General features: G+C 58.4%; 22 protein-coding genes and 1 tRNA gene. 7 read left to right on the top strand and 16 right to left on the bottom strand.

Annotated elements, in window-relative coordinates:
- Positions 1–69: 69 nt before the first annotated feature.
- Entirely contained in the window at positions 70–1,242 is a 1,173-nt protein-coding gene (locus G5S37_RS25040; protein WP_165207752.1) for a serpin family protein, read from the top strand.
- 306 nt (positions 1,243–1,548) lie between these two features.
- Here the strand turns inward: G5S37_RS25040 and pyk are convergent, their stop codons facing one another.
- The 3 genes from pyk to gltB are packed head-to-tail and all read right to left on the bottom strand — an operon-like array spanning position 1,549 to position 9,750.
- Positions 1,549–2,955 (bottom strand): pyruvate kinase, encoded by a 1,407-nt coding sequence (gene pyk / locus G5S37_RS25035; protein WP_165207750.1) that lies wholly within the window; start codon positions 2,953–2,955, stop codon positions 1,549–1,551.
- A gap of 55 nt (positions 2,956–3,010) precedes the next feature.
- The gene (gene glgX, locus G5S37_RS25030) at positions 3,011–5,161 is read right to left on the bottom strand and encodes a glycogen debranching protein GlgX (RefSeq protein WP_165207748.1); all 2,151 of its coding nucleotides are present in this window, start codon (positions 5,159–5,161) and stop codon (positions 3,011–3,013) included.
- A complete protein-coding gene (gene gltB / locus G5S37_RS25025) occupies positions 5,158–9,750 on the bottom strand; it encodes a glutamate synthase large subunit (protein ID WP_165207746.1) in 4,593 nt (1,530 codons plus the stop codon). The genes glgX and gltB overlap by 4 nt, the downstream gene beginning before the upstream one ends.
- Before the next feature lie 376 nt (positions 9,751–10,126).
- Between gltB and G5S37_RS25020 the strand changes: the two genes are divergently transcribed.
- From G5S37_RS25020 to G5S37_RS25000, 5 genes are all read left to right on the top strand, one after another.
- Positions 10,127–10,651, top strand: a complete 525-nt coding sequence (locus tag G5S37_RS25020; protein WP_165207744.1) for a hypothetical protein — start codon at positions 10,127–10,129, stop codon at positions 10,649–10,651.
- A 185-nt stretch (positions 10,652–10,836) separates the two neighbouring features.
- Positions 10,837–10,922: transfer RNA gene (locus G5S37_RS25015), tRNA-Tyr, on the top strand.
- A 298-nt stretch (positions 10,923–11,220) separates the two neighbouring features.
- Positions 11,221–11,862 (top strand): hypothetical protein, encoded by a 642-nt coding sequence (locus tag G5S37_RS25010; RefSeq protein ID WP_165207742.1) that lies wholly within the window; start codon positions 11,221–11,223, stop codon positions 11,860–11,862.
- 154 nt (positions 11,863–12,016) lie between these two features.
- Positions 12,017–12,319, top strand: a complete 303-nt coding sequence (locus tag G5S37_RS25005) for a hypothetical protein (protein WP_165207740.1) — start codon at positions 12,017–12,019, stop codon at positions 12,317–12,319.
- Positions 12,316–12,864: a hypothetical protein gene (locus G5S37_RS25000; protein WP_165207738.1), complete on the top strand. Its 549-nt coding sequence runs from the start codon at positions 12,316–12,318 to the stop codon at positions 12,862–12,864. Before G5S37_RS25005 ends, G5S37_RS25000 begins: the two co-directional genes overlap by 4 nt.
- A 111-nt stretch (positions 12,865–12,975) precedes the next feature.
- Here the strand turns inward: G5S37_RS25000 and G5S37_RS24995 are convergent, their stop codons facing one another.
- From G5S37_RS24995 to G5S37_RS24985, 3 genes are all read right to left on the bottom strand, one after another.
- The gene (locus tag G5S37_RS24995; protein WP_165207736.1) at positions 12,976–13,443 is read right to left on the bottom strand and encodes a hypothetical protein; all 468 of its coding nucleotides are present in this window, start codon (positions 13,441–13,443) and stop codon (positions 12,976–12,978) included.
- Positions 13,440–13,682, bottom strand: coding sequence for a hypothetical protein (locus tag G5S37_RS24990; RefSeq protein WP_165207734.1), 243 nt, complete (start codon positions 13,680–13,682; stop codon positions 13,440–13,442). The genes G5S37_RS24995 and G5S37_RS24990 overlap by 4 nt, the downstream gene beginning before the upstream one ends.
- Positions 13,683–13,956: 274 nt before the next feature.
- Positions 13,957–14,151, bottom strand: coding sequence for a helix-turn-helix domain-containing protein (locus G5S37_RS24985; protein ID WP_165207732.1), 195 nt, complete (start codon positions 14,149–14,151; stop codon positions 13,957–13,959).
- Between the two features lie 234 nt (positions 14,152–14,385).
- On the opposite strand from G5S37_RS24985, the gene G5S37_RS24980 reads away from it, so the two are divergent.
- Complete coding sequence (locus tag G5S37_RS24980; RefSeq protein ID WP_165207730.1) at positions 14,386–14,619, top strand: hypothetical protein; 234 nt, start codon at positions 14,386–14,388, stop codon at positions 14,617–14,619.
- Between the two features lie 390 nt (positions 14,620–15,009).
- On the opposite strand, the gene G5S37_RS24975 is transcribed toward G5S37_RS24980, so the two are convergent.
- The 10 genes from G5S37_RS24975 to G5S37_RS32605 form a co-directional block, all read right to left on the bottom strand.
- The gene (locus G5S37_RS24975; protein ID WP_165207728.1) at positions 15,010–15,525 is read right to left on the bottom strand and encodes a hypothetical protein; all 516 of its coding nucleotides are present in this window, start codon (positions 15,523–15,525) and stop codon (positions 15,010–15,012) included.
- 178 nt (positions 15,526–15,703) lie between these two features.
- Positions 15,704–16,657: a hypothetical protein gene (locus G5S37_RS24970; RefSeq protein WP_165207726.1), complete on the bottom strand. Its 954-nt coding sequence runs from the start codon at positions 16,655–16,657 to the stop codon at positions 15,704–15,706.
- Positions 16,648–18,345, bottom strand: coding sequence for a hypothetical protein (locus tag G5S37_RS24965; RefSeq protein WP_165207724.1), 1,698 nt, complete (start codon positions 18,343–18,345; stop codon positions 16,648–16,650). Before G5S37_RS24965 ends, G5S37_RS24970 begins: the two co-directional genes overlap by 10 nt.
- Before the next feature lie 9 nt (positions 18,346–18,354).
- The gene (locus G5S37_RS24960; protein ID WP_165207722.1) at positions 18,355–18,696 is read right to left on the bottom strand and encodes a hypothetical protein; all 342 of its coding nucleotides are present in this window, start codon (positions 18,694–18,696) and stop codon (positions 18,355–18,357) included.
- Positions 18,693–18,926, bottom strand: a complete 234-nt coding sequence (locus G5S37_RS24955; RefSeq protein WP_165207720.1) for a hypothetical protein — start codon at positions 18,924–18,926, stop codon at positions 18,693–18,695. The genes G5S37_RS24960 and G5S37_RS24955 overlap by 4 nt, the downstream gene beginning before the upstream one ends.
- 110 nt (positions 18,927–19,036) lie before the next feature.
- Complete coding sequence (locus G5S37_RS24950) at positions 19,037–19,435, bottom strand: hypothetical protein (protein ID WP_165207718.1); 399 nt, start codon at positions 19,433–19,435, stop codon at positions 19,037–19,039.
- A 17-nt stretch (positions 19,436–19,452) separates the two neighbouring features.
- On the bottom strand, positions 19,453–20,445 hold the full coding sequence (locus tag G5S37_RS24945; protein ID WP_165207716.1) for a hypothetical protein: 993 nt from the start codon (positions 20,443–20,445) through the stop codon (positions 19,453–19,455).
- Between the two features lie 71 nt (positions 20,446–20,516).
- A complete protein-coding gene (locus G5S37_RS24940; RefSeq protein ID WP_165207714.1) occupies positions 20,517–21,059 on the bottom strand; it encodes a hypothetical protein in 543 nt (180 codons plus the stop codon).
- 368 nt (positions 21,060–21,427) lie between these two features.
- Complete coding sequence (locus tag G5S37_RS24935) at positions 21,428–22,378, bottom strand: ATP-binding protein (RefSeq protein WP_165207712.1); 951 nt, start codon at positions 22,376–22,378, stop codon at positions 21,428–21,430.
- Positions 22,379–22,380: 2 nt separating this feature from the next.
- Positions 22,381–22,677 (bottom strand): hypothetical protein, encoded by a 297-nt coding sequence (locus G5S37_RS32605; RefSeq protein WP_240914708.1) that lies wholly within the window; start codon positions 22,675–22,677, stop codon positions 22,381–22,383.
- Positions 22,678–23,367: the final 690 nt, after the last annotated feature.

The raw sequence follows: 23,367 nt of genomic DNA, 5'->3' as shown, positions 1-23,367 counted from the left end.
TGGATGCCGGTTCTGATGTCACGCGGTGCAGGAGTGCGGATTTGCCTGGGAACCGCTGCGGTGATGGTAATGCAATTGCTGCCCTGCCATCAGACCGCTGCTGCGGATAACCCTGCCGCTGCTGCTGTCGCCACAGCCAACAACGCCTTTGCCTTCGCCCTGCTGAATCAAGTCGAGGGTGGAGAAGACAATTTTGCCTGTTCGCCGCTGAGCATCTGGTCCGCGTTGACCATGACCTCAGCAGGTGCAGAAAAGGAGACGCTCGCACAGATGCGTAAGGTGCTGCACCTGCCGGATAGTAATGATGTGCACGAGCAAGTGGGCGCGTGGAGCAAGGCGTTGCAAGCATCCGAGAAGGTGGAGATTCGCATCGCCAACCGTCTCTGGGGAAACAAGACACTGCCGCTCAAGGAGAGCTTCTTGAAACTCACGGAGAAGGCCTATGGTGCTGGTCTTGAGACGGTCGACTTTGCGAATCAACCCGATGCCTCCCGTACTCGCATCAATGAGTGGGTCGCGCAGGAGACGAAGGACCGCATCAAGGACCTGCTGAAGCCGGAGGACATTCGTCCGGATACCCGGCTGGTGCTGACCAATGCCGTGTATTTCAAAGGCAAGTGGCTGCGTCCGTTTGATGCCCACAGCACTGCCTCTCGCACCTTCACTCTGGCCACGGGCAAAACCATCGAGGCGAAATCGATGCGCAAGAGCATGCCCCTGGCGTACATGGAGAATGCCGATCTGCAGGCGGTGCGGTTACCTTACCAGGGGAATACCACCTCGATGATCGTGGTGTTGCCACGAAAGGCGGATGCCCTGCTCAAGGCAGGTTTCGTCAACGAGGATCAATTCAATGCCGTCATCGCCGCACTGAAGAGTGAGCCGCAGGTCGTGGTCGAACTGCCACGATTTGAAGTCAGCGCCCGGCTCGCGCTTGAGAGTACTCTGGCCGCCATGGGGATGGGGCGCGCCTTCAGCGATGACGCGGAGTTCGGAGCCATGAGCTCGGAGTCCCTGAAAATCGCCAAGGTGATTCACCAGGCTTGGGTGAAAGTTGCGGAGGAGGGGACAGAAGCTGCGGCCGCCACTGCCGTGACCATGATGCCCACCGGCGCGCTTCTTCCCAAGGAAGAGCCCAAGCTCTTTCTGGTGGAACGTCCATTCCTGTTCTTCATCATGGATGACAAGACGAACGGTGTGCTCTTCACCGGAAAGGTGATGCAGCCGGAGAAGGCGAAGTAGGCTTTGCGCTTTATGGAACTTGAAACACTCCCGGAAACAAACTCTCACGACAGACCACAGCCGGTTTCGACTCGTTTTGTGCTGTGCGTGATCTTCGGTTTGTATTTGGTCGGTTATGGAGCTTTCCGTTTAAGGGGCGAGCCGTGCGAGTATGCGAATTACGACGATACACCCAAACAGCATATAGATTCCATTCGTTGGCTGTGGGAGTCAGATAAAGATGCGCTGTACAAGGCCTTTTCAACCTTCTACTGGCCCTGTCTTATGGCCGAGGATTGGCTCATTCATGAGGTCCTCTGGTAAGCCTCACGCCTCCCTCAGCAAAATCGAATCCACCACGAGATCATCATGCAGCACGTCGCTGAGGATGACGATGGGGTCGCCTTTCACCAGCGCCTTGCGATTGCGCAGCAGCGTGATGGCCCGCTCGATGGTTTCACCGGGTTTCTCGGCGAACTCGAGCACAAAAGGAAACAGTCCGCGCGCACTCATGCAGGCGCGGGCTACGGGGAGACTTTCGGTGAAGGCATAGATCGGAGCGAACTCAGGACGCTGATGCGCCAGCAGATGCGCCGTCACACCACCCTTGGTGAACACGAGCAAGCGTGATCCGGGGATGCTGTTCGCGAGTTGCACGGCGGCCTTCACCGCCTTGTGTTTGTTTGTCTTCAGCGGGGCATCACTGGCGAAACGACCGCTGGAATAGCGCTGCTCGGTCTTTGAAATGACACGATCCAGCACGTCAACACAGCTCACGGGGTACTTGCCCACGCTGGTCTCACCGCTGAGCATCACGCAGTCCACCTGCTCGGTGACGGCGTTGAAGATGTCCGTGACTTCCGCGCGCGTCGGCACGGGATTCTCGATCATGCTTTCGAGCATCTGCGTCGCCACGATGACCTTGCGTCCGTAGTAGGAGCAGCGCTCAATGATGTCGCGCTGGATGATGGGCAGATCTTCCAGCGGGCACTCGCTGCCGAGGTCACCTCGCGCCACCATGATACCCTTGGACGCCTGCACGATGGCATCGATGTTCTTGAGCGCCTGCTGATTCTCGATCTTCGCGATGACACGCGCCGAAGAATTTTTCTGCTCCAGCAGCAGTTCAAGATGCTGGATGTGCGCGGGCTCACGCGCGAAGCTCAGGGCAAAGTAGTCCACGCCCATCTCCACACCGAGGTCGAGATCCGCGTAGTCCTTTTTCGTCAGCGGCGGCAGGTTCACATCCACACCGGGAAGATTGATGTGGCGGCGTGACTTCATTTCACCACCCGTGACCACTTCCGCCTGCACGCGGTGGCCGTTGGTGGAAGTAGTGCGCAGCAGGATCATCCCGCCATCGATCGCGATGGGATCTCCGGGTTTCAGGTCCTTGGTGATGCCGGGGTAGTTTACCGTTGTGGAAAGCTCCGTGGCGGGAGGCAGCGCGGCGTCCGTGCGCAATTCCACGATATCCCCTGTCTTGAGTTGCCAGGGAGCGGCCAGGTCACCTGTGCGGATGGAGGGACCGGTGAGGTCCATGAGCACGGCGACATCGGTATCCAGTGCCGTCGCGGCCTCGCGGATCCTTTGATACACCGTGCGGGTCCACTCGTGCGAAGCGTGGCTCATGTTGAGCCGGAAGATATTCGCACCACGCCGGATCAGGGATTCAATGACAGAAGCGGATTCCGTGGCCGGTCCGAGGGTGACGAGGATCTTGGTCTTTCGCATGCAGGGGGGTGGGGGGAGGAGATGCGCCGGGCACATCCCACCGGGAGGGAGAGAGTTATTCAAGCAGCATGAGACATGCCACGGAGCGCATCGCGCTGGTCATCGTTTTGGTCACGGGATCCGTCGCTTCGAAGCTGTCTTCACGCGCAGTGTCAAACACCACCGACCAGCGCCCGGGCGGCAGTGGGAAGGTGATATCCGAGGTGCCATTGTTCCACAAGAGCAGGAGCGGGGCGCTTCCGTCACCGGGTTCTGCGCGATGCGGTGCATCCGGCGCCTCCACCAGCATGCCGAAGAAGCGGATGCCCGCCGCGTGCCAGCCATCATGAGACAGTGCCTTGCCGTTCGCGTCGAACCACGTCACGTCCGGCCGCCTCGTGAGCGGGTTGATGCGGCCGTTGTAGTGCATCTGCCGGCGGAAGTGCGGGCGGCTCATGCGGAAGCGAATCAACTTCTGCGTGAACTCCAGCATCTTCGCCTCATCACCCACCGTGCCCCACTTCATCCAGCTGATCTCATTGTCCTGGCAGTAGGCATTGTTGTTGCCCTTCTGCGTGCGCCACCGTTCATCGCCCATCGTCAGGAAGGGCACGCCCAAGGCGCAGAAAGAGGACGCGAGGCAGGAGCGGGTCATGCGGCGACGCAGGCTCAGGATGATGGGGTCCTTCGTGCTGCCTTCAGCGCCGCAGTTCCAGTTGTCGTTGTGATTGTCGCCGTCACGGTTGTCTTCGCCGTTGGCCTTGTTGTGCTTCTGGTTGTAGCTCCAAAGATCGCGCAGAGTGAAGCCATCGTGCGAGGTGATAAAATTCACACTCACCAGTGGCGAACGTCCCGCCGGACCGAAGATGTCCTGACTGCCGGAGAGGCGTTTTGCAAACGAAGCCAGCGCGCCTTCATCACCTTTCCAGAAGCGGCGTACCTTGTCGCGGAAGCGGCCATTGAGCTCATGCCACGGTTTCGGAAAGCCACCCACCTGGTAGCCGTTCGGACCGATGTCCCACGGTTCCGCGATCAGCTTCACCCGGCTCAGCACCGGATCCTGTGCCACGCCGAGGAAGAAAGGTGCGAGTGTATCAAACAACTCACCGCGCCGGCCCATGGTGGCCGCGAGGTCGAAGCGGAAGCCATCCACGTGCATTTCCGTGACCCAGTAGCGCAGGCTGTCCATGATCATGCGCAGCGCTCCGGGGGACGCGGCATTCACCGTGTTGCCCGTGCCAGTGTAGTTCACCACCTTGCTGTCGCCGTTCAGGAGATAGTAGGAATGATTGTCCAGCCCGCGCATGACGAGTGCCGGACCCTTTTCATCTCCTTCAGCGGTGTGGTTGTACACCACATCCAGGATCACCTCGATACCCGCCCGGTGCAGGTCACGCACCATGGCCTTGAATTCCTCCACCTGCTGCTGCGGCTCTTTCGCGGCGGCATATTCGCTGTGCGCGGCAAAGAAGCCCACCGTGTTGTAGCCCCAGTAGTTCGTCAGGTCCTTCGCGAGCAGGAAGCCATCATCCACATGTTGGTGCACCGGCAGCAGTTGTACGGCCGTGACCCCGAGATTCTTCAGGTACTCAATCGAAGCCGGCTGCGCGAGACCTGCATAGGTGCCACGGAGATGCTTCGGCACGGACTGGTTGAGCATTGAGAAGCCCTTCACGTGCATCTCGTAGATCACCGTGTCACTCCACGCCGTGCCGAGTTGCGTGTCTCCCTGCCAGTCGAAGGCGTCGGAGATCACCACGGACTTCATCATCACGGCTCCGTTGTCACGGAAATCGGGTGTGCCGTCCGCGCGAGCGGGCTGCATGTGGGCATTCCAGTTCGTACTGCCGTGGATCGCCTTGGCATGCGGATCGAGCAGCAGCTTCGTGGGATTGAACCAGCGACCCGTAGGTGGATCCCATGGCCCATGCACGCGGAAGCCATAGAGCGTGCCCACCTTCGCATCCTGCACGAAGGCATGCCACACGTCGTTGTGATCCCGCTGCATGCGCACCCGCTGCGTCTCGCGGGAGGGCTCCAGCGGATCGTACAGGCACACATCCACCGCTTGGGCGGTGCGGGAGTAGCACGAGAAATACACCCCCTCCTGCGTGGGCGTGGCGCCCAGCGCGGGAGGGGCGGTTTTACTAAGTTGTGAATTCCAGACGGCTGCCCCTGCCTCGTTGCCGAAGCAGATCGTGGCAAGTTTGGAGATGAGTCCCGTCACGCAGCGACACCGGCTTGGGCTTTGGCGTCAAGCGTGTCGGGCGGGGTTTCATCCTCCGCCGGCACTGCCACCGGCTCCACTTTGGGAGATACCTTCACAAACAGCGGGCGGAAGTGATCCCAGCGATCCAGGATGTCCCTCGCGCGCGGACTGTCTGTCTTCTCAAGGTGCTTGTAGATGAGCGCCTGCAAGGCCTTCACGTCCTCTTCGGTCAGCGGCCCACCCTTGATCATCTCGGGGTTGTGCAGCTTCTCGAACATGCCGGCCTCATCCAGCAGGTAGGCCACACCACCGCTCATGCCGGCGCCGAAGTTCTTGCCGAAGCTTCCGAGCACTGCGACCACACCGCCGGTCATGTATTCGCAACCGTGGTCGCCAATACCTTCAATGACAGCGGTGGCACCGGAGTTGCGCACGCAGAAGCGTTCACCCGCGCGGCCCGCTGCGAAGAGCGCGCCGCTCGTCGCACCGTACAGCAGCGTGTTGCCCACGATGCTGTTCTCATGCGTCTGGAAGGTGGGGTGCACTTTCGCCGGCGGACGGATGACAATCTCACCACCGCACAGGCCCTTGCCCACGTAGTCATTCGCTTCACCGGTGAGGTTCAGCGAGACGCCGCCGCAGAGGAAGGTGCCGAAGCTCTGGCCCGCGCTGCCTTCGCAGTTCACTTCCACGGTGCCCGGAGGCAGACCATGGTTGCCATGGTGGAAGGCGATTTCGCCCGCCAGCTTGGTGCCGATGTTGCGGTCCGTGTTCTTCACCTTGTAGCGCAGCGGGTTCACCTTGCGCTTGTCGCTGATGGCCACCTGCGCCGCCTGCATGATTTTGTCATCCAGCGGGTGGTGGTTGATGCGCTCGTTGCTGTTCACGCGGCAGATGCGCGGGGCATCCTGGCCGAGCTCCTTGCCCACGTCACGGAGGATGCGGGAAAGGTCGAGCAGGTTCGCCTTCTTGTGATCCGGCACCACGCGCTGCCTGAGGAATTCAGGGCGACCGATGATGTCATTCAGCTTGGCCACGCCAAGGGATGCCATGATGGCACGCGTTTCTTCAGCGACAGAGTTGAAGAAGTTCACCACGTGTTCGGGCTTGCCTTTGAACCGGGAGCGGAATTTCGGATCCGTTGTGGCCACACCCACGGGGCAGTTGTTCAGGTGGCACTGGCGCACATACACGCACCCGAGGGCGATGAGGGCGATGGTGCCGAAGTTGAACTCCTCCGCGCCGAGGATGGCTGCAGTCATGATATCGCGACCATTGCGCAGGCCGCCGTCTGTACGGAGCGTGACGCGGTCACGAAGGCCATTCAGCATGAGCACCTGCTGGGTCTCGGCAAGACCGAGTTCCCACGGCATACCTGCGTGCTTGATGCTGGAGAGCGGGCTCGCTCCCGTGCCACCTTCATGACCGGATACGAGAATGATGTCCGCATTCGCCTTGGCCACACCGGCAGCCACGGTACCCACGCCCGATTCGGCAACGAGCTTCACGCACACGCGGGCGCGCGGATTCGCCTCCTTCAGGTCATGGATGAGCTGCGCGAGGTCTTCGATGGAATAGATGTCGTGGTGCGGGGGTGGGCTGATGAGGGACACACCCGGCTGCGTGTGACGCAGACGTGCGATGAGGCCGCTCACCTTCATGGCGGGAAGCTGGCCGCCTTCACCAGGCTTGGCTCCCTGCGCCATCTTGATTTCCAGTTCCCAGGCATTCGCGAGGTACTCCGCAGTCACGCCGAAGCGTCCGCTCGCCACCTGCTTGATCTTGCTCATCGCCCAGTCGCCGTTTTCATACGGCTTGAAGCGACGGGGGTCTTCACCACCTTCACCAGAGTCCGACTTGCCGCCGATGCTGTTCATCGCGATCGCCAGCGCTTCATGCGCCTCAGGCGAGATGGCGCCCAGGGACATGGCTGCCGTGGTGAAACGCACGCGGATGTCTTCGATGGACTCCACTTCCTCAATCGGAATCGGGCCACCGCTGTCCGGCACGAACTCAAAGAGATCCTTCAGCGCCGCCGGGCGGTTCTCAAGTTGGGCCTGCACGTACTTGTCGTAGTCCTCAGCCTTGCCGGACTTCACGAAGGTGTGGAAGTTCCTGATGACGGGGCCGGTCACGCTGTGCAGTTCACCGTCACGACGCGGACGGTAGAAGCCTGGGTCAGCCAGCTCGATGGGGCCGCTCTCCGGCACGCCGGTCGTGTAGGCCGCCGCATGGCGTGCGAGGCTTTCCTCCGCGATTTCATCAAAGCCAATGCCGGCGATCTGGGATGGCGTGCCGGTGAAGCAGCTGTCCATCACTTCCTTGCCGATGCCGATCGCTTCGAAGATCTGCGCGCCGGTGTAGCTGCTCAGCACGCTGATGCCCATCTTGGACATGATCTTCAGCACGCCCTTCTCAAGCGACTTGCGGTAGTTTGTCAGCAGCTTGGCGAAGTCGAGATCCGTGTAGAGCGGCTTGCGCGCCGTCTTGTCGGCCTCCAGCACTTCCTGCACGGATTCATACGCGAGGTACGGGCACACCGCGCTCGCGCCAAAGCCGAAGAGGCATGCCATCTGGTGTGTGTCGCGCGCTTCACCCGTGTCTACCACGATGGAGAGACGCATGCGCTTCTGCGCACGGTTCAAATGATGATGCACTGCACCCGTCGCGATGAGCGAGGGTACCGGCACACGGTTGTGGTCGGTGGCACGGTCGCTCAGGATCAGGATGCGGACGTTTTCTTCCACCGCCTTCTCCGCTTCTGCACAGAGACGATCCACTGCCTTGCGCAGGCCGATGGTGCCTTCCGAGACCGCCCAGGTCGTGTCGAGGACACGGCAGGGGAAGGCCTCAAGCTTCTTCAGCTTCTCCAGTTCGTTCTCGAAAAGGAAGGGCGACTTGAGATGTACCACGCTGGCGTGCTCGGGCGTTTCACCCAGCCAGTTACGCTGCCAGCCCAGTACCACGTCGAGGGACATCACTCCGCGTTCGCGGATGGGGTCGATCGGCGGGTTGGTGACCTGCGCGAAGAGCTGCTTGAAGTAGGTGAAGAGGACCTTGGGCTGCTTCGAAAGGGCCGAAAGGGCCGCGTCATCACCCATCGAGTAGATGACTTCTTCGCCCTTCGCCAGCATGGGGGCGAAGGCCATGTCGATCTCCTCCTTGTTCCAGCCAAAGGTGACCTGCTTCTGGGAGAGGCTCAGGATGTCGAGCTCTTCCTTCGGAGCGTGAGGTGCGAGGGAGGTGAGATCGTGGCGGTTCTCCTTGAGCCATGTGCCATAGGGCTGGCGGGCGGCAAGCTTCTCCTTGATGTCGCCATTCGTGGTGACGGTGCCCTTCAGGGTATTCACCTCGAGCATCTCACCGGGGGCGAGACGTCCTTTCTTGATCACCTTGCGGTCATCCAGCGGGATGATGCCCACTTCGGAACCGAGGGCAAAGACGCCGTCTTCCGTAAGCTTGTAACGTGAGGGGCGCAGACCATTGCGGTCCAGGCTGGCCACGATGCTGACGCCATCCGTGGCGACCAGCGCCGCAGGACCGTCCCATGGCTCGCTGAAGCAAGAATGGTATTCGTAGTAGGCCTTCTCCTCGTCCGTGGTCGTCGGGTCGATGCCGTATGCCGAGGGCACCAGCATGGACATGGCGTGCGTGAGGTCGCGGCCGGAAAGCACCAGCAACTCCAGCGCGGCGTCGAGGCTCGCGGAGTCGCTCTGGCCCACGGCGCAGAGATTCTTGAGCAGATGCTCTTCGTTCTCCCAGAACTCGTGCTCGAAGTCGCTGGCGCGGGAGGCCACCCAGTTGCGGTTGCCACGCACGGTGTTGATTTCACCGTTGTGCGCCAGCATGCGGAAGGGATGCGAGAGCGCCCAGGTGGGGAAGGTGTTCGTGGAGAAGCGCTGGTGGAAGATCGCCAGCGAGGTTTCGAAGCGCTCGTCCTGCAGGTCCTGGTAGAACTTGCCCAGCGCGGTCGCGATGACAAGCGCCTTGTAGATGATCGTCTTGTGCGACATCGAGGGCACGTAGAACTCGGCCAGACCCATGGAACGGGACTTCAGAATGAGCTCACGGCGCGCCATGTAGAGTGCGCGCTCAAAGGGACCGTCATCCATGCCTTCAGGACGCGCCATCAGCAGGTGCATGATGTACGGCATGGTCTGCAGGGATTTCACGCCCAGCTCGTTGGCATTCACCGGCACCTTGCGCCAGCCGATGATGCGGATGTCCCGCTTCGCCACGGCGCCTTCGGCCACGTTTTGAATCTTGATGCGCTGAAGCTCGTCCTGCGGAAGGAAAAAGACGCCCACCGCGAGGTCGAGGGGGTGATCCAGCTCCACGCCGAATTCTTCCTTGGCCACCGGGAGCAGGATCTTGTGGGGAATCTGGGCCAGCACGCCGGCGCCGTCGCCCGTCTTCATGTCGGCCTCCATGGCGCCGCGATGCACCACGGCACAACAACCACCCAAGGCCAGCTCTAGAATCTCATGACTTCGTGTCCCGTCGACTTTGGCCACGAAACCCACGCCACAGGCGTCACGCTCCAGCTCCATGCGATGGAGTGAGCCTTCATTGGGAATCGGCAGGTCGTAATAGGGATGCTTTGTCATCTCGTCTGATTTTGGGGAGGGGTGAGTGTACCCTTGTGACCCGGGCCGCGAGGCGCGGGGACAAAGGGCATCCAGCATATATCTTTTGGCGGAATTGGCAAGGGCGGGTGGTAGCAGGGAGCGTGCCGCGGGCTGCAGATGTGAACCAAGTCGCCAAAATGAACACCAGGATCGCCGGGCATCACGTTGCAATTGTGTGACTTGCGGCACTGCCAGGGGAGCCCGACCAGTCTCGTTTGGGTGTGGGAAGGGTTTTCCTCGAATTCGCCGCCAAAACGCGCTTGCCGCGCTATTACCCTGAGGCAGCTTATGGGCTGGTCTCGTCCACCCGTGCGAACCTGCCACGCGCCACATACGCATTTTAGTACCCCCATTCATGAACGTCAGAACGCTTTTCGTCCTCTGCGGCCTCTTCTCCTTCGCTGCCGCTCCGTCCCTCCGTGCCCAGGAAAAAGAAAAGGAAAAGGAGGCAAAGCCGGCTACGGCTGCGCCCCTTGAAGCTCAGGTGGAAGCCATGGCCACCTCCACAGGCGCCTTCGCGGGTGGCACCCTGTACAGCGTCTATCTCGGCGTCGTGGATGCCGAGGCTGCGCACACGGCCGGACTGGATGCCAAGGTCATCGAAGCCCAGGTGGTCCGGCATCTGGCCGTGCTGCACGTGGTGAACGATCAGGTGGCCGGACTGCGGAAGACCTTTGCGGCAGACCCCACCGTCCTGGCTTTCCTGGATCAACTCGACAAGGGCGTAGCCCTTGTGGGCACTCAGGGGGCCGCTCTCCTGAACGTCGTGAATAAGACGAGCAGCCGTGAGGACTCCAAGTATGAAGCCAAGAAGGACGCCAGCCGTGACTTCCTCAAGAAGTTCATGAGCCTGCCGGAGAACCGCGAAATCCTGCCCTAGTCGAGTCTCCTTGCTTGGCGGATCTTTCCGAAAGGAGAGGTGTCCCTGTGCAGAACTGAAGTGTCGGGTGGGTATCGTGCAAGAAAAGGAAGAAACTCTCTTCCAAAATTCAACTTTCCTCTTGCATCCCCCCCGCTTCTTCGGTACCAACTTCTCCCCGCTTCTAACGGAGCGGCTAATGTTTCGGGTAGGTGCCGGAGCGGTCAAACGGGGTGGACTGTAAATCCACTGGCTTACGCCTACGGTGGTTCGAACCCACCCCTGCCCACCATTACATAACTCCCTCAAAATGAGGGATGAAGTTCGGAAAATGGCTCATCTAGTGCGTTGCACTGACACGCACAAAGCCACACCGAAACACACGAAAATACACCGAAAACTGGCAGTATTTTGGCAGTCAAACGGCCATCGCATGCAAGTCTTCACTTGCATGGATTCGTTTTTGGGTTAAGGTGTTCAGACACCTAGCACTCTTTTCTAGGATGGATTATGTGATGTTTCTCTGGACGGAACGTCGAACCCGCTATTAGAAATGGCCCGCCTAAGGCAGGCCGGGCCGAAATATCCCAATGGAACTCAAGCTCAATCTGCTGGACTCGTCTGTGGTGATCATTGCTGACACGCACAACCCAAGCATACTGCATCCCTCCTTTCTAACGGCAAACAAGATAGTGCCCGAATCATGGAAGCAGGTGGATCCTTTAATGACTACCCCTGCCTTCTCGGTCGTGAATTATGACAATGGGACCAGCTTCACCGCTGAGCCTACAAAATTTCAGGTGCTGTCCCATTCGGAGGAAGGGAGAGCCACCATAGCCAGCATGGCATCCAGCTACCTCGGCGTTTTGCCTCATGTGCGCTATACCGCTGTGGGGATTAATTTGACTGCCGCCATAGGCATGGATGACCCTCCATCTTGGATCAGAGAGCGCTTCATAAAGCCGGGACCTTGGACCGAGAGGCATGAGGAGCTTGTGGCAACTGCCTTCAAGCTTACCTACAAGGTAGATGGCGCGTTGTTGACCGTCAGTTGTGAACCTGGAAAGGTGCCACTTACTGACGGTGTGCGTTCGGCTACGATAGTTGTGGCGAACTATCACATGCGCCTCAAAAAACAAGGTTATGAGGGCGCAAATGAAGCTTTGCAAACGTATCCCGATAGAGTAAAACACTTCTATGACATCGCGGCCAGCACCTTTGGCGCGACGTAAAGCAATGTCCTGTTACGCACCAGAACCCGACACGCAAACACGCGCTCGCTATCCTCGGCCAGAAGCGAGAGATTCCATTGCGATCGTCAACCGCGTATTTAGCACCCGAGGAGAAACAAAGAGGACGGGCACTTTAGATAAGGCAGGATCCACCATGCCCATCTCTGGTTTGAGCTTGTCGAGCATAGGCGAAATGCGTGACGATAGGGCATTCTTCGCGAAACTTGCAGAGGCTCTATGGGCGGACTCTGTTGATGCCTCCTCTACCAGCCTGAATATTCAACTTCCCTTCTGGACTCCTGAGCCTGTTGCCGTCGAAGATGCGTACGATGCCGATGATTCGGTAGACTGGGATGCTCGGGCCGCCATTCCGCAAAGGAAGTTTCGCACGTACAAGCTCGCCGCGAAGAAAATTGGCCCGCGCCCGCCCATTGTTCGAATTGATCCTTTTCAATGAGCGCGGAGGCAAAAGCGGCAGAGCGCTATCCGTGGTATGACCTTGTGGATGGCGATGAGCTTCAGCAGGGGGATATCCTTTTTGCGTGTCCCTTCTATAAAGTGGTAGGAGAGCCTTCCGAAGGTGAAGCGGAGCTACAAATATCCGAACAGACAGCAGTGATACTCACTCAGTCATGTGATCTAGCGCTTAGGAGGGACGGCACTTATGGCGTTGAAAATGTGATCCTGTGTCCTTTGCTGCAAAAGCATGAGTTGGCGAGCGATGCCACATTCTCGAAAAGAGATAGTTGGAACCAAGCAAGGAAAGGTCAGATGCCCGCATATCACGTTCTCAATAGATTTGAGAATGAAAATGTGAAGCTGGACTATGCCTTGGCGGATCTCAGCAACTTGTTTACTTTGCCAATCGAGACTGTGAAAAGTTTCGCTCGCAATCTTGGCAGTCGACCTAGGCTCAACCACCCGTACTGTGAACATCTTTCACAGGCGTTCGCCAGGTTCTTTATGCGAGTGGGGTTGCCGGTGGATATTCCCCACTTCTAGGAGTCTATTCTCATTCCATTCCGGTCAGGGGACGGGATTATGGCGGAACTGGAAAGCGGAAACCCGCCAGCACCACGAAGGCGCTGGCGGGTTCGCATTTGCTCAGTGGGCCTACCGCCGGCCTGATGGCGTGAGGGCCACCCTTGCCTCTGCCAGCTTCTCCACGGCCTCGCGTTCGCGCTCGATGGCACGTTTGAGCCGCAACCATGTGCCGTAGCCACGACCGCCAGCAAAAGCCGCTAGCTTGCCCTGCTCACCGTTCTGCATGACGAACTGCACCCAGGTCGTGCGCAGCCGGTTAACCTCCTCACGAGCCTCCAGCGAGGCACGGTGCAGCTTGTCCAGAGTGGACGGCGGGGCATTACCCCTGCGATCATTCCTGCTCCCCGTCGGACGGCCCGCCTTGGGTTCGCGAACTGTCTTGCTTGCCGAGACGCGCCCGGTGGTGTGGTACTCCTGCAACACGCGGTCGGCACCGATGCGGAGAAGGTGAGCCACGGAATGGCCGGTCTCCTCTGCACAATCCTCCATGGCCGCGCCCATGCCTTTCCATGGGCCAATGAAGTAGGTGTTTCTCATACGCAAGGCACCTCCGAATCTTGATGAAGTTCACCGGCCACACGGATGTACTCCGGCAGCGAGTCGAGAAGCACCTTTGCCTCACGGGGGCTGAGGATGACAATGGCAACCTCGCTCAAGTCGCCGGACTCCTCGTCACCCTGGACGATGTTGATCCAGCCCGTTTCCGTCACGCGCAGGAGAAAGCCCTCCTGTGGTAAGAGGACGGTTGCAGCTGGCACCATGGGTGTCTTCTTCATGCTGCGGCCCTCCCTTCCTTGCGCAGGGCACCGGATGCCAGAAGCAATCTAGCCAACTTCGCCACCATCATCGTGACGGGGTTCTCGTGCCCCTCCTGCTTTGCCATCTTCCGCATCCGGCGGTCCTGTGCTTGGGACACGAAGATGCACGCATTCTTTCCACTGCGGCTTTCAACGTACTGAAGCCGACGCATTCCTGGCACAACTCTGTAGTGCAGCCAGTTGCCATGATCGCTGGGTGTAGGACGGTGTGAGACAGGTATGCGTGGCAGGATTACTTCTTTCCCTTTAGGATGGCGTCCAGCTTTGCGTTGAGCGCTTCCAGGGCGAGGCCGCGAGGGGTGCGGCGGTCGTTCTCCCAGCTTATCACCGCATCCGTTGACACGCCGAGCCTCTTTGCGAACGCCCCTTGTGTTTCGTCCGTCTTTGCGCGGGCTGCTTTGAGCTTGCGGGCGATTTCTTCTGACATAGGTTCTCATTGTAGGTGATCCTTCGGTTTAGTAGCTTGTAGGATTGTCTGCATGTGGGCTCGGTCGGTGTTCCACCACTGACCGGGCCTTCTTTGTTCCATCCGCTATTTGCGGATTTCACACCCCTATACTTGTACACTGTACAAGTTCCGGCAAGAGGAGAATGCATATTTTTTCCACATGAGGAGAATCCTTATGGACGAAAGTGCGAATCCTTGCTATTCGATCCAACCATGGAAATCTTCACTGGTCTCTTTGGCTTCGTCCTCGTCGTGGTCGGCACCCTAATTGCCATTGCTGGGCTACTGATGCCCTTGGTTGTCTGGCAGATGGATGCGCGACTCAAGGCTATCGAGGATCGAGCCTATGCCATGCGCAAGATGATGCGCCTGTGTGAGGACCATCTGCGCATGATGCGCGTGATGCAAACGGGTGAGCAATTGGAACCGAGAGATCCGACGTTGTAGCCGTGGCGACTAAGAGGTCCAGCGCACCAAAACTCATTTCAGTGGAGCTCACCATTCGTGAGTGGGTTCTAATTCGAAATCTCAGGATAGACCATGAAGAGAAGGTAAAGCAACGAGCGAAAGAAAGAGAATGGGAAAGGCAAGCAGCCTCAGACGCTCGGAGGTATCTTACCGGAAAGTGGAAACTGCCGAAGTGCGCAATTCGGTTGACGATTGAAACAGAATGGGAGCTGCTGAAACAGGGACGCAAGAAGATCGTGCAGCGAAAAGAAGGTGTGCCTGCGCGAGGCCTTTTTTTCTATGAGGATATCCTGCGTCGCGAACGCGATGAAGCAAAGCGACAAAAGGAAATCAGAGCAGCTGCACGTAGAAAGGCGGCTCGCCACGCGGCTAACCGTACTCGGCCATAACCAATTGACCTGAATTGCACACCGTGAAGTAAACGCTGAAGCGCCTGGTCTGCTCTACCACTTCTCCAGCAGCTACTTCGCCAATCGGATAGACATAGTGACCTTGGGTCAAGATCCCTGAGTCAGGGTCCACAGCAACCCCCACCTCCTCGCCCGGCAAGAGCGATATCACAACATTGCTGAGCTGTTGTTTCCCAGGAACGAGGTACCATTTGCCGTCGTTCCCCAGCCTCTTGGTTCCGTCCAAGTTGAAGTTGAGATAGGCAGTGAAATTTTCCTCAACCGTAAGGAACGGCGCGGGGATTGAGAAGATTGATATGCCGTCGATCTCCGGCTCGATGATTCCGTTTACCGAAGCTGGATAGACTGCCCAGCCAGTTACGTCATCCACCCTCGTTCGGTAAAGCTCGAAGGGGTGATGAGGTAGCGAAGATGCAGCCCCGCGCTGCTTCTTCAACTCAAGTCCTCGACCTCCCGGGAACGGCTTGGTGAACATGCGCCCACGAGTCGGCAAGGGGGTTTGAGCGGCTGTCTCCTGACGGAAACGACCTTCCTCCCCTTGACGCTTCTTCGTACCGAAGTGCTGGGCACCCTGTGCGCTACTCATTTTTGTAGATTGGATGATTCACGGTCCCTTGTTGGCGTTGGCGGCGATGCGACCTGCTCAGACTCCATCATTCTTCCTCACGTACGCAGGAGTACTCGATTAGAACCAACTCTCGGGAATAGAGCGTGTCGCTGCCTTCGCCTGTGGGCCAAGCCGCGGTAAGCGTAGGACCGCCGTATTCAGCGTCAGCCCCGCCAAGTGTGGGATCCCATTCGTGCTCTATCTCATAGTTCTCGATAATCTCACTGTTCTCATCCATCACACCGTAGACGATTCGGATGTACCCCGAGTTCCCTCCCGTGATCACAATGCGGGTTTCGCATGAGGTGTAAAGGCAGTCGAGGACCTCGGAGGTTTCCTCATTTACGAGGAAATAACTTAGCCCGATTGGAGTGTCACCAAACTCCTCGGAGCAGTTCGCGGCAGAATTTGTCACTGCGCTCCCTTGAATTTCACTGTGACCAGGCTGGGTCCATTCGCTGTTGTACTCAGTCTCATCAAAGATGCTGTTCTCCACATCCAACTCCGTGATGAACGCGCCTGGCACCTCCAAGAAATCCCCGTTGCAATCAGTATCGCTGACATCATAGAGCCGGACCACTTGACGGGTGAGCGTGTATGACGACTCCGTGACGTCCGGGGAGCACTCGCAGGCCAGCGTGGCAACGTTAATCGCGCAAGTTTGATTCGCCCGTGAATCATAGGGAATTTCTACATCGACAGTTCCAACAGTCACGCGCCTGGATCCTCCGCTAGTCTCACACTCCCACACATGGGGAGCGGGTGAAACGGTGCGGACCTCCCGCGAATTGGTCACGGTCTTTTCGAGGTAAAACTTCCCGTCTTCAGGATTGAAGAAGCCGCAAGGCATTACCCCGTTCGGCGTGCCGATGCACTGCTTGCCTTGAAACGCGAAGTCAGGGCAGGTGTTTGCTGGAAGCCCGAGGCAGTGGCAGCACTGGGCGTTCCCCGGCGGCACTTCAAATGCCGGGTGGAAGTCTGCCATGGTCTTCACTGCCATACCGTGGCCTCCTTCCTCCCTGATTTTGCTGCGCCATTCTGGAGGTGATTGAGGATCTGCTGCTGGATGTTCACCGCCTTCTCAGCGGCCCTCACTTGCGCATCGCCTCCATTGATGTTTCCTCGACCGCCGCCCACTGCGCCGAGTGAGTCAGCAGGCACGCTGGCGGCGGCGCGCTTAGCGTCACCAATGCCCTCCTTGGCCTTCTTCACCTTGTCGGCTTGGTCCTCGATAGCCTGCGATTCCTTTTCCTTCTGAGATTTGCGCTCATTGCGAATCTCAGCGTTCACACCGATAATTTCAGTGCGCTTTCGAGCTGCGGCTTCAGGGTCTGATTCCTCCAGATCCTTCGCCTCCTTGTCCATGCGGTCCTTTTTGGCCCACAAGGCTTTGAGTTTGTCCTCACCGCCTAACGTGGAAATCTCGTCGTCTTCACGCGCCTGCGCTTCATCCTTTCGAGCTGAGGCGATGCGCTCTTGGCGTTGGGACTCTTCTTTGGCATCGTCTTCCTTTTGCTTCGCAATGTCCTCAGCGCGCTTCTTCTTGTCGCCGTCCTGTCGCTTCTGCTCCTGCTCAAGCTGGCGCTGCACACGCTGGGCCTTCTCCAGTGCATCCAAACCCTTGTCTCCATCCTCGGAGGACTTATAGATTTCCAGCAAGCGGTTTCGCTCCTCCAGCAGGGCATTGATTTTCTGCTGGCCTTCGAGGGCTTCGCGTGCGGCATCGGCCTCGGCCTCTCGGATTTTCTGGAGGCGGTCTTCGCGTTTCTGAGCTTCTGCTGCTTCTTCTTTGGCTTCGTTGGTGCCTGTTTCTTTTCCGCTTCCCTCATCCTTGCCGCTGTACTTCGCGCCGATATCCGCCTTGTCCTGTTTCAACTGCTCGTGGATCTCCTTGGCGTTCTCCTTCATTTTCTGGAATGCGGTGGCGGCACCCATCTTGTCCCCGCTCATGAGCTTTCCGACGATTTCAACGGCTCCGCTGGCACCGTTGGCGACTTGATCGAAGAGCGCCAGAAGTCCAGCGCCCTCCTTTTGCAGATGAATGAAAAAATCTGCCAGACCATTGGCAATAAAGTTCTTCGCCGTGGCGCCAAGACGGGAGAGCCCATCGTCCAGGGAGGCGAATACCTTCACCGTCCTATCCGACATGGTGACCACATCACCCAAGCCATTCTCAGCAGCATCCTGTAAAGCATCGCGAAGCTCCAGCGCGCTCTTGCCAAGCACCTTCACCATGGCGTCTGCCTCCATGGATCCCTTCCCGATCTTCATGAGCAATTGATCGGGGGATTTGCTGAGCAGATCGTCAATGGTAATGCCAAGCTCTGCGAATGATTTGGTTAGACCTTCGTCGCCCTTCAGCGCTTTGGTTTGTGCCAACTCCAATTTGTTGAGGGAGCTGCTGAGGGTTTCGAGGCTTGAGCCGTTCTGTTCAACGGCATCCTTCCACTGCTGGAGAGCCTGTCGAGATACGCCGTGTCTGCTCGCAAGATCATCAATGGCGCCAGCAGCCTGAAGCACGCCACGGGTGAACGCCACTATCGAGCCCACAGCAAAAATGCTACCTAGCGCGCTGCCAGACATGCTTGCGAGCGAGCCTTTGAACCTCGCCACGCCTGCGCGCATCTCATCGAGGCCCGCTTTGAAGCCGGCGTTGTTGATCCCTACACTGACTTCGAGTTTAGCCATAGCGCTTTCCTATTTCATTTCACGACCTTCAAGATGCCGAAAGATGGATGCGCAGGAGTCCAGGAATGCGCGTTGGCTCCACAGATTGCGCAGCACAAGCCAGCGATCGCGCCACGTCCATTTCAGCGTTGCGGCCATGTCCGAGATCGTGCCGTTGCAGGACAGTACCTTCGAAGCAAGCAACACGTCTCCCCACTGGACTATGGGAGAGAAACGATTGAGGAAGGGTGACTTCGCAGCCTCCAACGCGTCCATATGCTCGGACCTGAGCGCCGTGAATTGATATCCCAGCACCTTCGGCGTGCGGGGATGACTGTTGAGATAGGTGGGCTTGGGTGTTTTGGGGCTCATGGCAGGAATTTTGCGATCCATTTCACTCCGAGGTGTGTTTCTTGTGCCGACAGCGTGGCGACCTCTTCGCCATAGCTCGCGAAGAATTCCTTCTTTGCTCCACGGCTCAGGAGCGCGTCGTACATGGCGAGCAGTTCGGAAAGGCGCTCCTCTGCCTCCTGCCGGCGGATTTCGGCAAGCTCGGCTTCGGTGGCGCGTTCGTCCGTGGAAGGTTCAAGATAGAGAGTCATGGCGGTATGGGGTGTATCAGGAATGGGTGAGCGCCCCGCCCTGGCACTTCTCATGTTCAAAGTGGGCGGGACGCTCGATGCCCTGCACAAACGGGTGCAGGGCAAATGGGTTAGATGGGCATGCGCCTGTACTGGCCATCGCCAAGGCGATTGAAGAATTCGACCGGACTGTCCTCCAGGAAGGCATGAGCGGCATATACGATGCCAGTCTCCAGGCTCAGCAGCTTCACCTTCACGACACCCTGCGGCAGAGTGCGTGCTGCATGGAAGCCTTCAAACTTGGCCTTGAGAACTGCAAGCTCTCGCTCTGTATCGATGGTAAGCGCGCCCGATGCGTTCTCGTAGGTCATCAGTGCTTCGTGCTCCAAGCGGACGGGTTCCACTGGTTCCGTTCCCGCAGGATCGCCAGTGACGAAACAACTGAAGGTGGTCAGCGTGAGAAGTTCAAAAGCGGAGATGCTGTTTACCTGTGAAGTGGAGAGGGTGGGAAATTCGCGAGTGTATTTCATGGTGTGAGATGATGGGCTTAGGAAATGTAAAGGTTCTCGTGGGGGATTTTGGCGATGAACGTCCCCAGCCATCGAGGTCCGCGCCTCGTCTCGTTCACGGCATGGGCGAACACTTCGTCACGGTGCTTCTCCCACCAAACCGCCCTAACCATGACATCTGAGATTTTGTCGAATTCAGCCCAAAGCACCATGAGCGCATCCTCAGCTTTGAGGCGGTCAGGCTCGCTCACTTCGCCGGGCTTCTTGAAGACCGCGAAGTTTTTCCGGGATCGGTCGTGCCGCGACTTGTCCACGGGCTGAGCACCAGGGAGCAGGTAGCCCTTGGGCTTTGTGGATTTCGACGCCGTGGCAAGCGCAGCTTTGATGCTGGCTTCGGTGTGAAGCGAGAACGTAGCGGCATTGTATTTTCCATTGAAGCGGGCCAGCAGCAACTCTGCGGCATCAGCGCTGCTCAGACCAAACCCCTGGACAAGGGCTTCCGCGATGACTTCGGGAGTGTCATTGACGTGCGCGGTAGCGGCTTCAACAGCATGCTTCGAAACGTCCCCCTCCTTCATCTCCAGGAGGTGACCGCCATTTCGGATGAAGTCGTTCTTCTCTTTCGGGCCCATGGCATCATAGACCCCGCGGTACATGAACTTGGAGTCTGTGAACGGGGCCTTTGCTGCAATAGCAGCGGCAGGCTTGAGGGCGGAGGGGAGCGCGGTAGTCATGGGCGCGGGTGCAGGTTTCGCAGTGGGCACGGGAGGTGCTGGCGCTGGTGAAGGGAGCGGAGGCGTGGAAGCGGATGCGGACACGATCGGCGGTGTTGATGCCTGAGAGCACAGCGAGTCGTTCTCCTCGGCCTCGGCTTTGTACTCATCATTGAGCCAGTCCATCTTCTTATGTTGCAGTTCCGGCTCTGGCTTGCTAACTCTGGCGGATGGCTTGCCGCCTCGGAGCTTGAAGTTTGCATCCTTCAAACGCTGGATCTGGGCCTTGAGTTCTGGAATGAGTTTGCTGAATAGCATGGCGTGTGAGGGTGAATTATTTGATCTCTTACCCTATGCGCAGCCCTCCAAAAAAGTGGCACATGGCACATTCAAGCCGCATCGGGGATGGTCGGGATCTCATCGCCTTCCATCAGCTTAAGTACGACGTTGTGATAGGCCGCCAGCTTGGCGCGACCACGGCGCAGTTCCTTCTCAAGGATCATGATGTCCTGTCCTGACAGGCGTTTATGCACTTTGCGTTCGGCCATTCTTCCCAGTTCAACCTCGATGGTATCCACGGCTTGAGTAATGGCGGGGAGGCGAGTCAGTTTCGCTCCTGTGGCCTTCCGCTCCTGCTCAACCGCAAGCCGCCGCTTCCAATCGAGATGATCCTGGATCCATTTCTCAAGCTTGTCGATCAGCAAGATCGGCCATGGATCATCGTGCCGGCCGGGTGCTCTGCCCTCAGTGCCGGGAATTCGCCCGTCCTTTGCCATGCGTGCAGCGGTGCGCGGAGGGATCTGTGCCATGGGGCAGAAGTCCTTTTTCTCCAGCCATATCAGCGTGCAGGAGCCGTAGGGATTGATTGTTTCTTCGTCCATAGGTCTAGTGCTTGATTCGAAGTTTCCGCGCCACGGTGAGCCATTGCTCATCGTTCCAGGTCCGTGCCTCCCGGAGCATGCGGGCGCACTCCACGACGTTGTAGGGGCAGCGGGCGCCCTCAGCTCCCTCGTGGAGGAGATGGAGGATTGAGCCTTTCGTCTCAGGCTTCATCCTGGGGATATGAGCGCTGGCGTTCATGGGAAGTGAGTGAAAAAATTCTTGGTATTTTTCTGGCCGTTTTTGGTGTCTAGTCAGTTTACCGTCAGCCAGTTTTGATGAGGGGCGGGGTGTCTAGTCATGGGAAGTTGGAAAAAAAGTGTCCCGTTCAAACACGACGCCAGCTTTGGGAACCGCGCTGTAGGTGTCTAAACAGTAGACTTCCTACCCCCCCCGGGGGGTGCCCTGCCCGCCCATAGGCTTAGTGGAGCTGCATCTCCCTCCCACGGAATCCAAGCCCTCCATTTGAAGTGAAAGGGCAATGACTCCACTGTATGCTCTCCCGCTGCTCCTTGGTGTACGGCTTCGTGCCCGGCTGCCTGAGACTCGGCCAATTGCATTCGACTACTCCACCCGTCTGTGCCATGCGGTCGGAGATTGACGGCCCAAGGTTCGCCGCGAGGTCTTCAGCGCTCAGGTTGCCCATGATGAGGGTGGGCAACAGGCTGGCATATCGATGGTCGAGGATGTTGACCAAGATCTTGTTCTCCCACTCTGACAGGCCGCGCTCCTGAATTTCATCGATGACGAGGAACTCGCATTCCCTGAACCGGCTCATCAGTCCTTGTTCTGTTTCGCTGTGTCGTCCGCGATCCCTGTCCTTGTCCCAGGTGCCCCGCAGCATCGCGAACATATCCGCAGCACGGAGATAGATGCCCGGCTCCTCACGGCGCTCCCGTCGCTTCTGCGCAATCCATGCCGCCATGACGGTCTTGCCCCTGCCACGGTCGCCTATCAGCCCTACCATGGCGCCGTCTGCCAGCAGCCCCTCGATTACCTTGGCAAGGCGCAACGGTTCCCCGCTGCAATTCTCTTGGTCCAAGATGGCCCGCTCTGGCCAAAGGCTCGGCCATGGAGCCAGCGGTCTACGCTCCCATGCAAGCCGTCTCGCCTCTTCCGCCTTCTTCTCGCATGCTTCGCAGACGAATCCATGATTGGAGCACAGCGCGCGCAAGACTTCGTCCGGCTCATCCATCTCCGTACCACACTCACGGCATTGGATGGGCGGGGGCTTGGGCTGCTCAACGGCTTCGGAAGGTCCGTTGCGCTCAGCCTCCAAGCACTCAGCGATCTTCATGTACGTGTAGTGAGACGGGAAGCGATGGGCGTTTGCTTGAGCCTCCTTCTGCTGTTGGGGTGTCGGGATTTTCATGGCTATCCGATTCTTGGAATTTTGGCTGCGGTGACGTCGGTGGGGATTTCTCCGGGAAGCTGTCCGCGTTCATCGCGGCGATTGTTGGGACGCATGCTGTATGCTCCGCCGGCGGTGGGAGGTGGGCGCTGCATCTCCGTGGCGATGTCGTTCCAGGCATCGCAGAGCCCCGCGATGGTGGCGGCTCTGGCGCAGTGACGTGCGAACCTGTCTGCTTTCGCATGTGCCCATGCTTTCCCTGCTCTCTCCATGAACTTCTCCGCAGTGACGTCACGGGCTGAGGTGAGGAAGCGTTTCAACGCTGACGCATCACGGCCATTGAAGACATACCCCTGAGAGTGGAAGGTCTGGAACTGACTTCCCCATGAAGAGGTGATTGCATGATGACGAGGATCTGCATGTGTTTCCTTTTTCCCCTTCTTTGGTTTTGAAGGTTTAGACTGAGATGATCCATGGTCGCCCCCGTCGTCCGCTGAAAGCGGCGCGGGAAAAAGATTCATGTTCTCTTCCTTTTCAATATTCCTGTTAACTTCCTGTTTGGGTGAACCACGTTCATCCCCCTCCTGCACGACGTTCACCCCCGGGGGTGAATTAGGTTCATGGGAGGGATGAACCACGTTCAGGGGTGAACCACGTTCATCCCCCGTATCAGTGTCGGGAAACGGTCGATTCAGGAATGGAAGGCGATAGACTGAGGGAGTGGTACCGGTCCCTCGGGTGACTGCAATGATCCCTTGCATCTCCAAGGCCTTGATCGCCTTCGATACTGCCCTGGTGCTGAGACCTGATGCACGGGAAATGCGACCGAATCCCGGGTGGCACCTCAGGTCCTTGTCGTTGCAGTGGTACGCCAACACGAGAAGTACCAGCTTCTCCGTTGGCGTGACTGGCGCAAAGAGGCCAGCTTCTATGTGCTTGAATCCCATGTATCGATGGCAATAGGGTGTGATATTCCCGTTGCGCCGTGGCATGCCATCGCCTAAACTCCT

Origin of the sequence: Roseimicrobium sp. ORNL1 (genome assembly GCF_011044495.1) — a bacterium.
Lineage (GTDB): Bacteria > Verrucomicrobiota > Verrucomicrobiia > Verrucomicrobiales > Verrucomicrobiaceae > Roseimicrobium.
The sequence above is the reverse complement of the archived record's forward strand: the minus strand, read 5'-3'. Positions and strand labels throughout refer to the sequence as shown.

What these genes read in the sequence shown, in the direction of transcription:
- G5S37_RS24995 (WP_165207736.1), bottom strand. Translation starts at nt 13,443, where the DNA reads ATGAGAAACACCTACTTCATTGGCCCATGGAAAGGCATGGGCGCGGCC.
- G5S37_RS24945 (WP_165207716.1), bottom strand. Translation starts at nt 20,445, where the DNA reads ATGCTATTCAGCAAACTCATTCCAGAACTCAAGGCCCAGATCCAGCGT.
- G5S37_RS24985 (WP_165207732.1), bottom strand. Translation starts at nt 14,151, where the DNA reads ATGTCAGAAGAAATCGCCCGCAAGCTCAAAGCAGCCCGCGCAAAGACG.
- G5S37_RS24940 (WP_165207714.1), bottom strand. Translation starts at nt 21,059, where the DNA reads ATGAGCAATGGCTCACCGTGGCGCGGAAACTTCGAATCAAGCACTAGA.
- G5S37_RS24955 (WP_165207720.1), bottom strand. Translation starts at nt 18,926, where the DNA reads ATGACTCTCTATCTTGAACCTTCCACGGACGAACGCGCCACCGAAGCC.
- G5S37_RS25020 (WP_165207744.1), top strand. Translation starts at nt 10,127, where the DNA reads ATGAACGTCAGAACGCTTTTCGTCCTCTGCGGCCTCTTCTCCTTCGCT.
- G5S37_RS24960 (WP_165207722.1), bottom strand. Translation starts at nt 18,696, where the DNA reads ATGAGCCCCAAAACACCCAAGCCCACCTATCTCAACAGTCATCCCCGC.
- G5S37_RS24990 (WP_165207734.1), bottom strand. Translation starts at nt 13,682, where the DNA reads ATGAAGAAGACACCCATGGTGCCAGCTGCAACCGTCCTCTTACCACAG.
- G5S37_RS24975 (WP_165207728.1), bottom strand. Translation starts at nt 15,525, where the DNA reads ATGTTCACCAAGCCGTTCCCGGGAGGTCGAGGACTTGAGTTGAAGAAG.
- G5S37_RS25000 (WP_165207738.1), top strand. Translation starts at nt 12,316, where the DNA reads ATGAGCGCGGAGGCAAAAGCGGCAGAGCGCTATCCGTGGTATGACCTT.
- G5S37_RS24935 (WP_165207712.1), bottom strand. Translation starts at nt 22,378, where the DNA reads ATGAAAATCCCGACACCCCAACAGCAGAAGGAGGCTCAAGCAAACGCC.
- G5S37_RS24950 (WP_165207718.1), bottom strand. Translation starts at nt 19,435, where the DNA reads ATGAAATACACTCGCGAATTTCCCACCCTCTCCACTTCACAGGTAAAC.
- G5S37_RS24980 (WP_165207730.1), top strand. Translation starts at nt 14,386, where the DNA reads ATGGAAATCTTCACTGGTCTCTTTGGCTTCGTCCTCGTCGTGGTCGGC.
- G5S37_RS25010 (WP_165207742.1), top strand. Translation starts at nt 11,221, where the DNA reads ATGGAACTCAAGCTCAATCTGCTGGACTCGTCTGTGGTGATCATTGCT.
- G5S37_RS24965 (WP_165207724.1), bottom strand. Translation starts at nt 18,345, where the DNA reads ATGGCTAAACTCGAAGTCAGTGTAGGGATCAACAACGCCGGCTTCAAA.
- pyk (WP_165207750.1), bottom strand. Translation starts at nt 2,955, where the DNA reads ATGCGAAAGACCAAGATCCTCGTCACCCTCGGACCGGCCACGGAATCC.
- G5S37_RS24970 (WP_165207726.1), bottom strand. Translation starts at nt 16,657, where the DNA reads ATGGCAGTGAAGACCATGGCAGACTTCCACCCGGCATTTGAAGTGCCG.
- G5S37_RS25005 (WP_165207740.1), top strand. Translation starts at nt 12,017, where the DNA reads ATGCCCATCTCTGGTTTGAGCTTGTCGAGCATAGGCGAAATGCGTGAC.
- G5S37_RS25040 (WP_165207752.1), top strand. Translation starts at nt 70, where the DNA reads ATGCAATTGCTGCCCTGCCATCAGACCGCTGCTGCGGATAACCCTGCC.
- gltB (WP_165207746.1), bottom strand. Translation starts at nt 9,750, where the DNA reads ATGACAAAGCATCCCTATTACGACCTGCCGATTCCCAATGAAGGCTCA.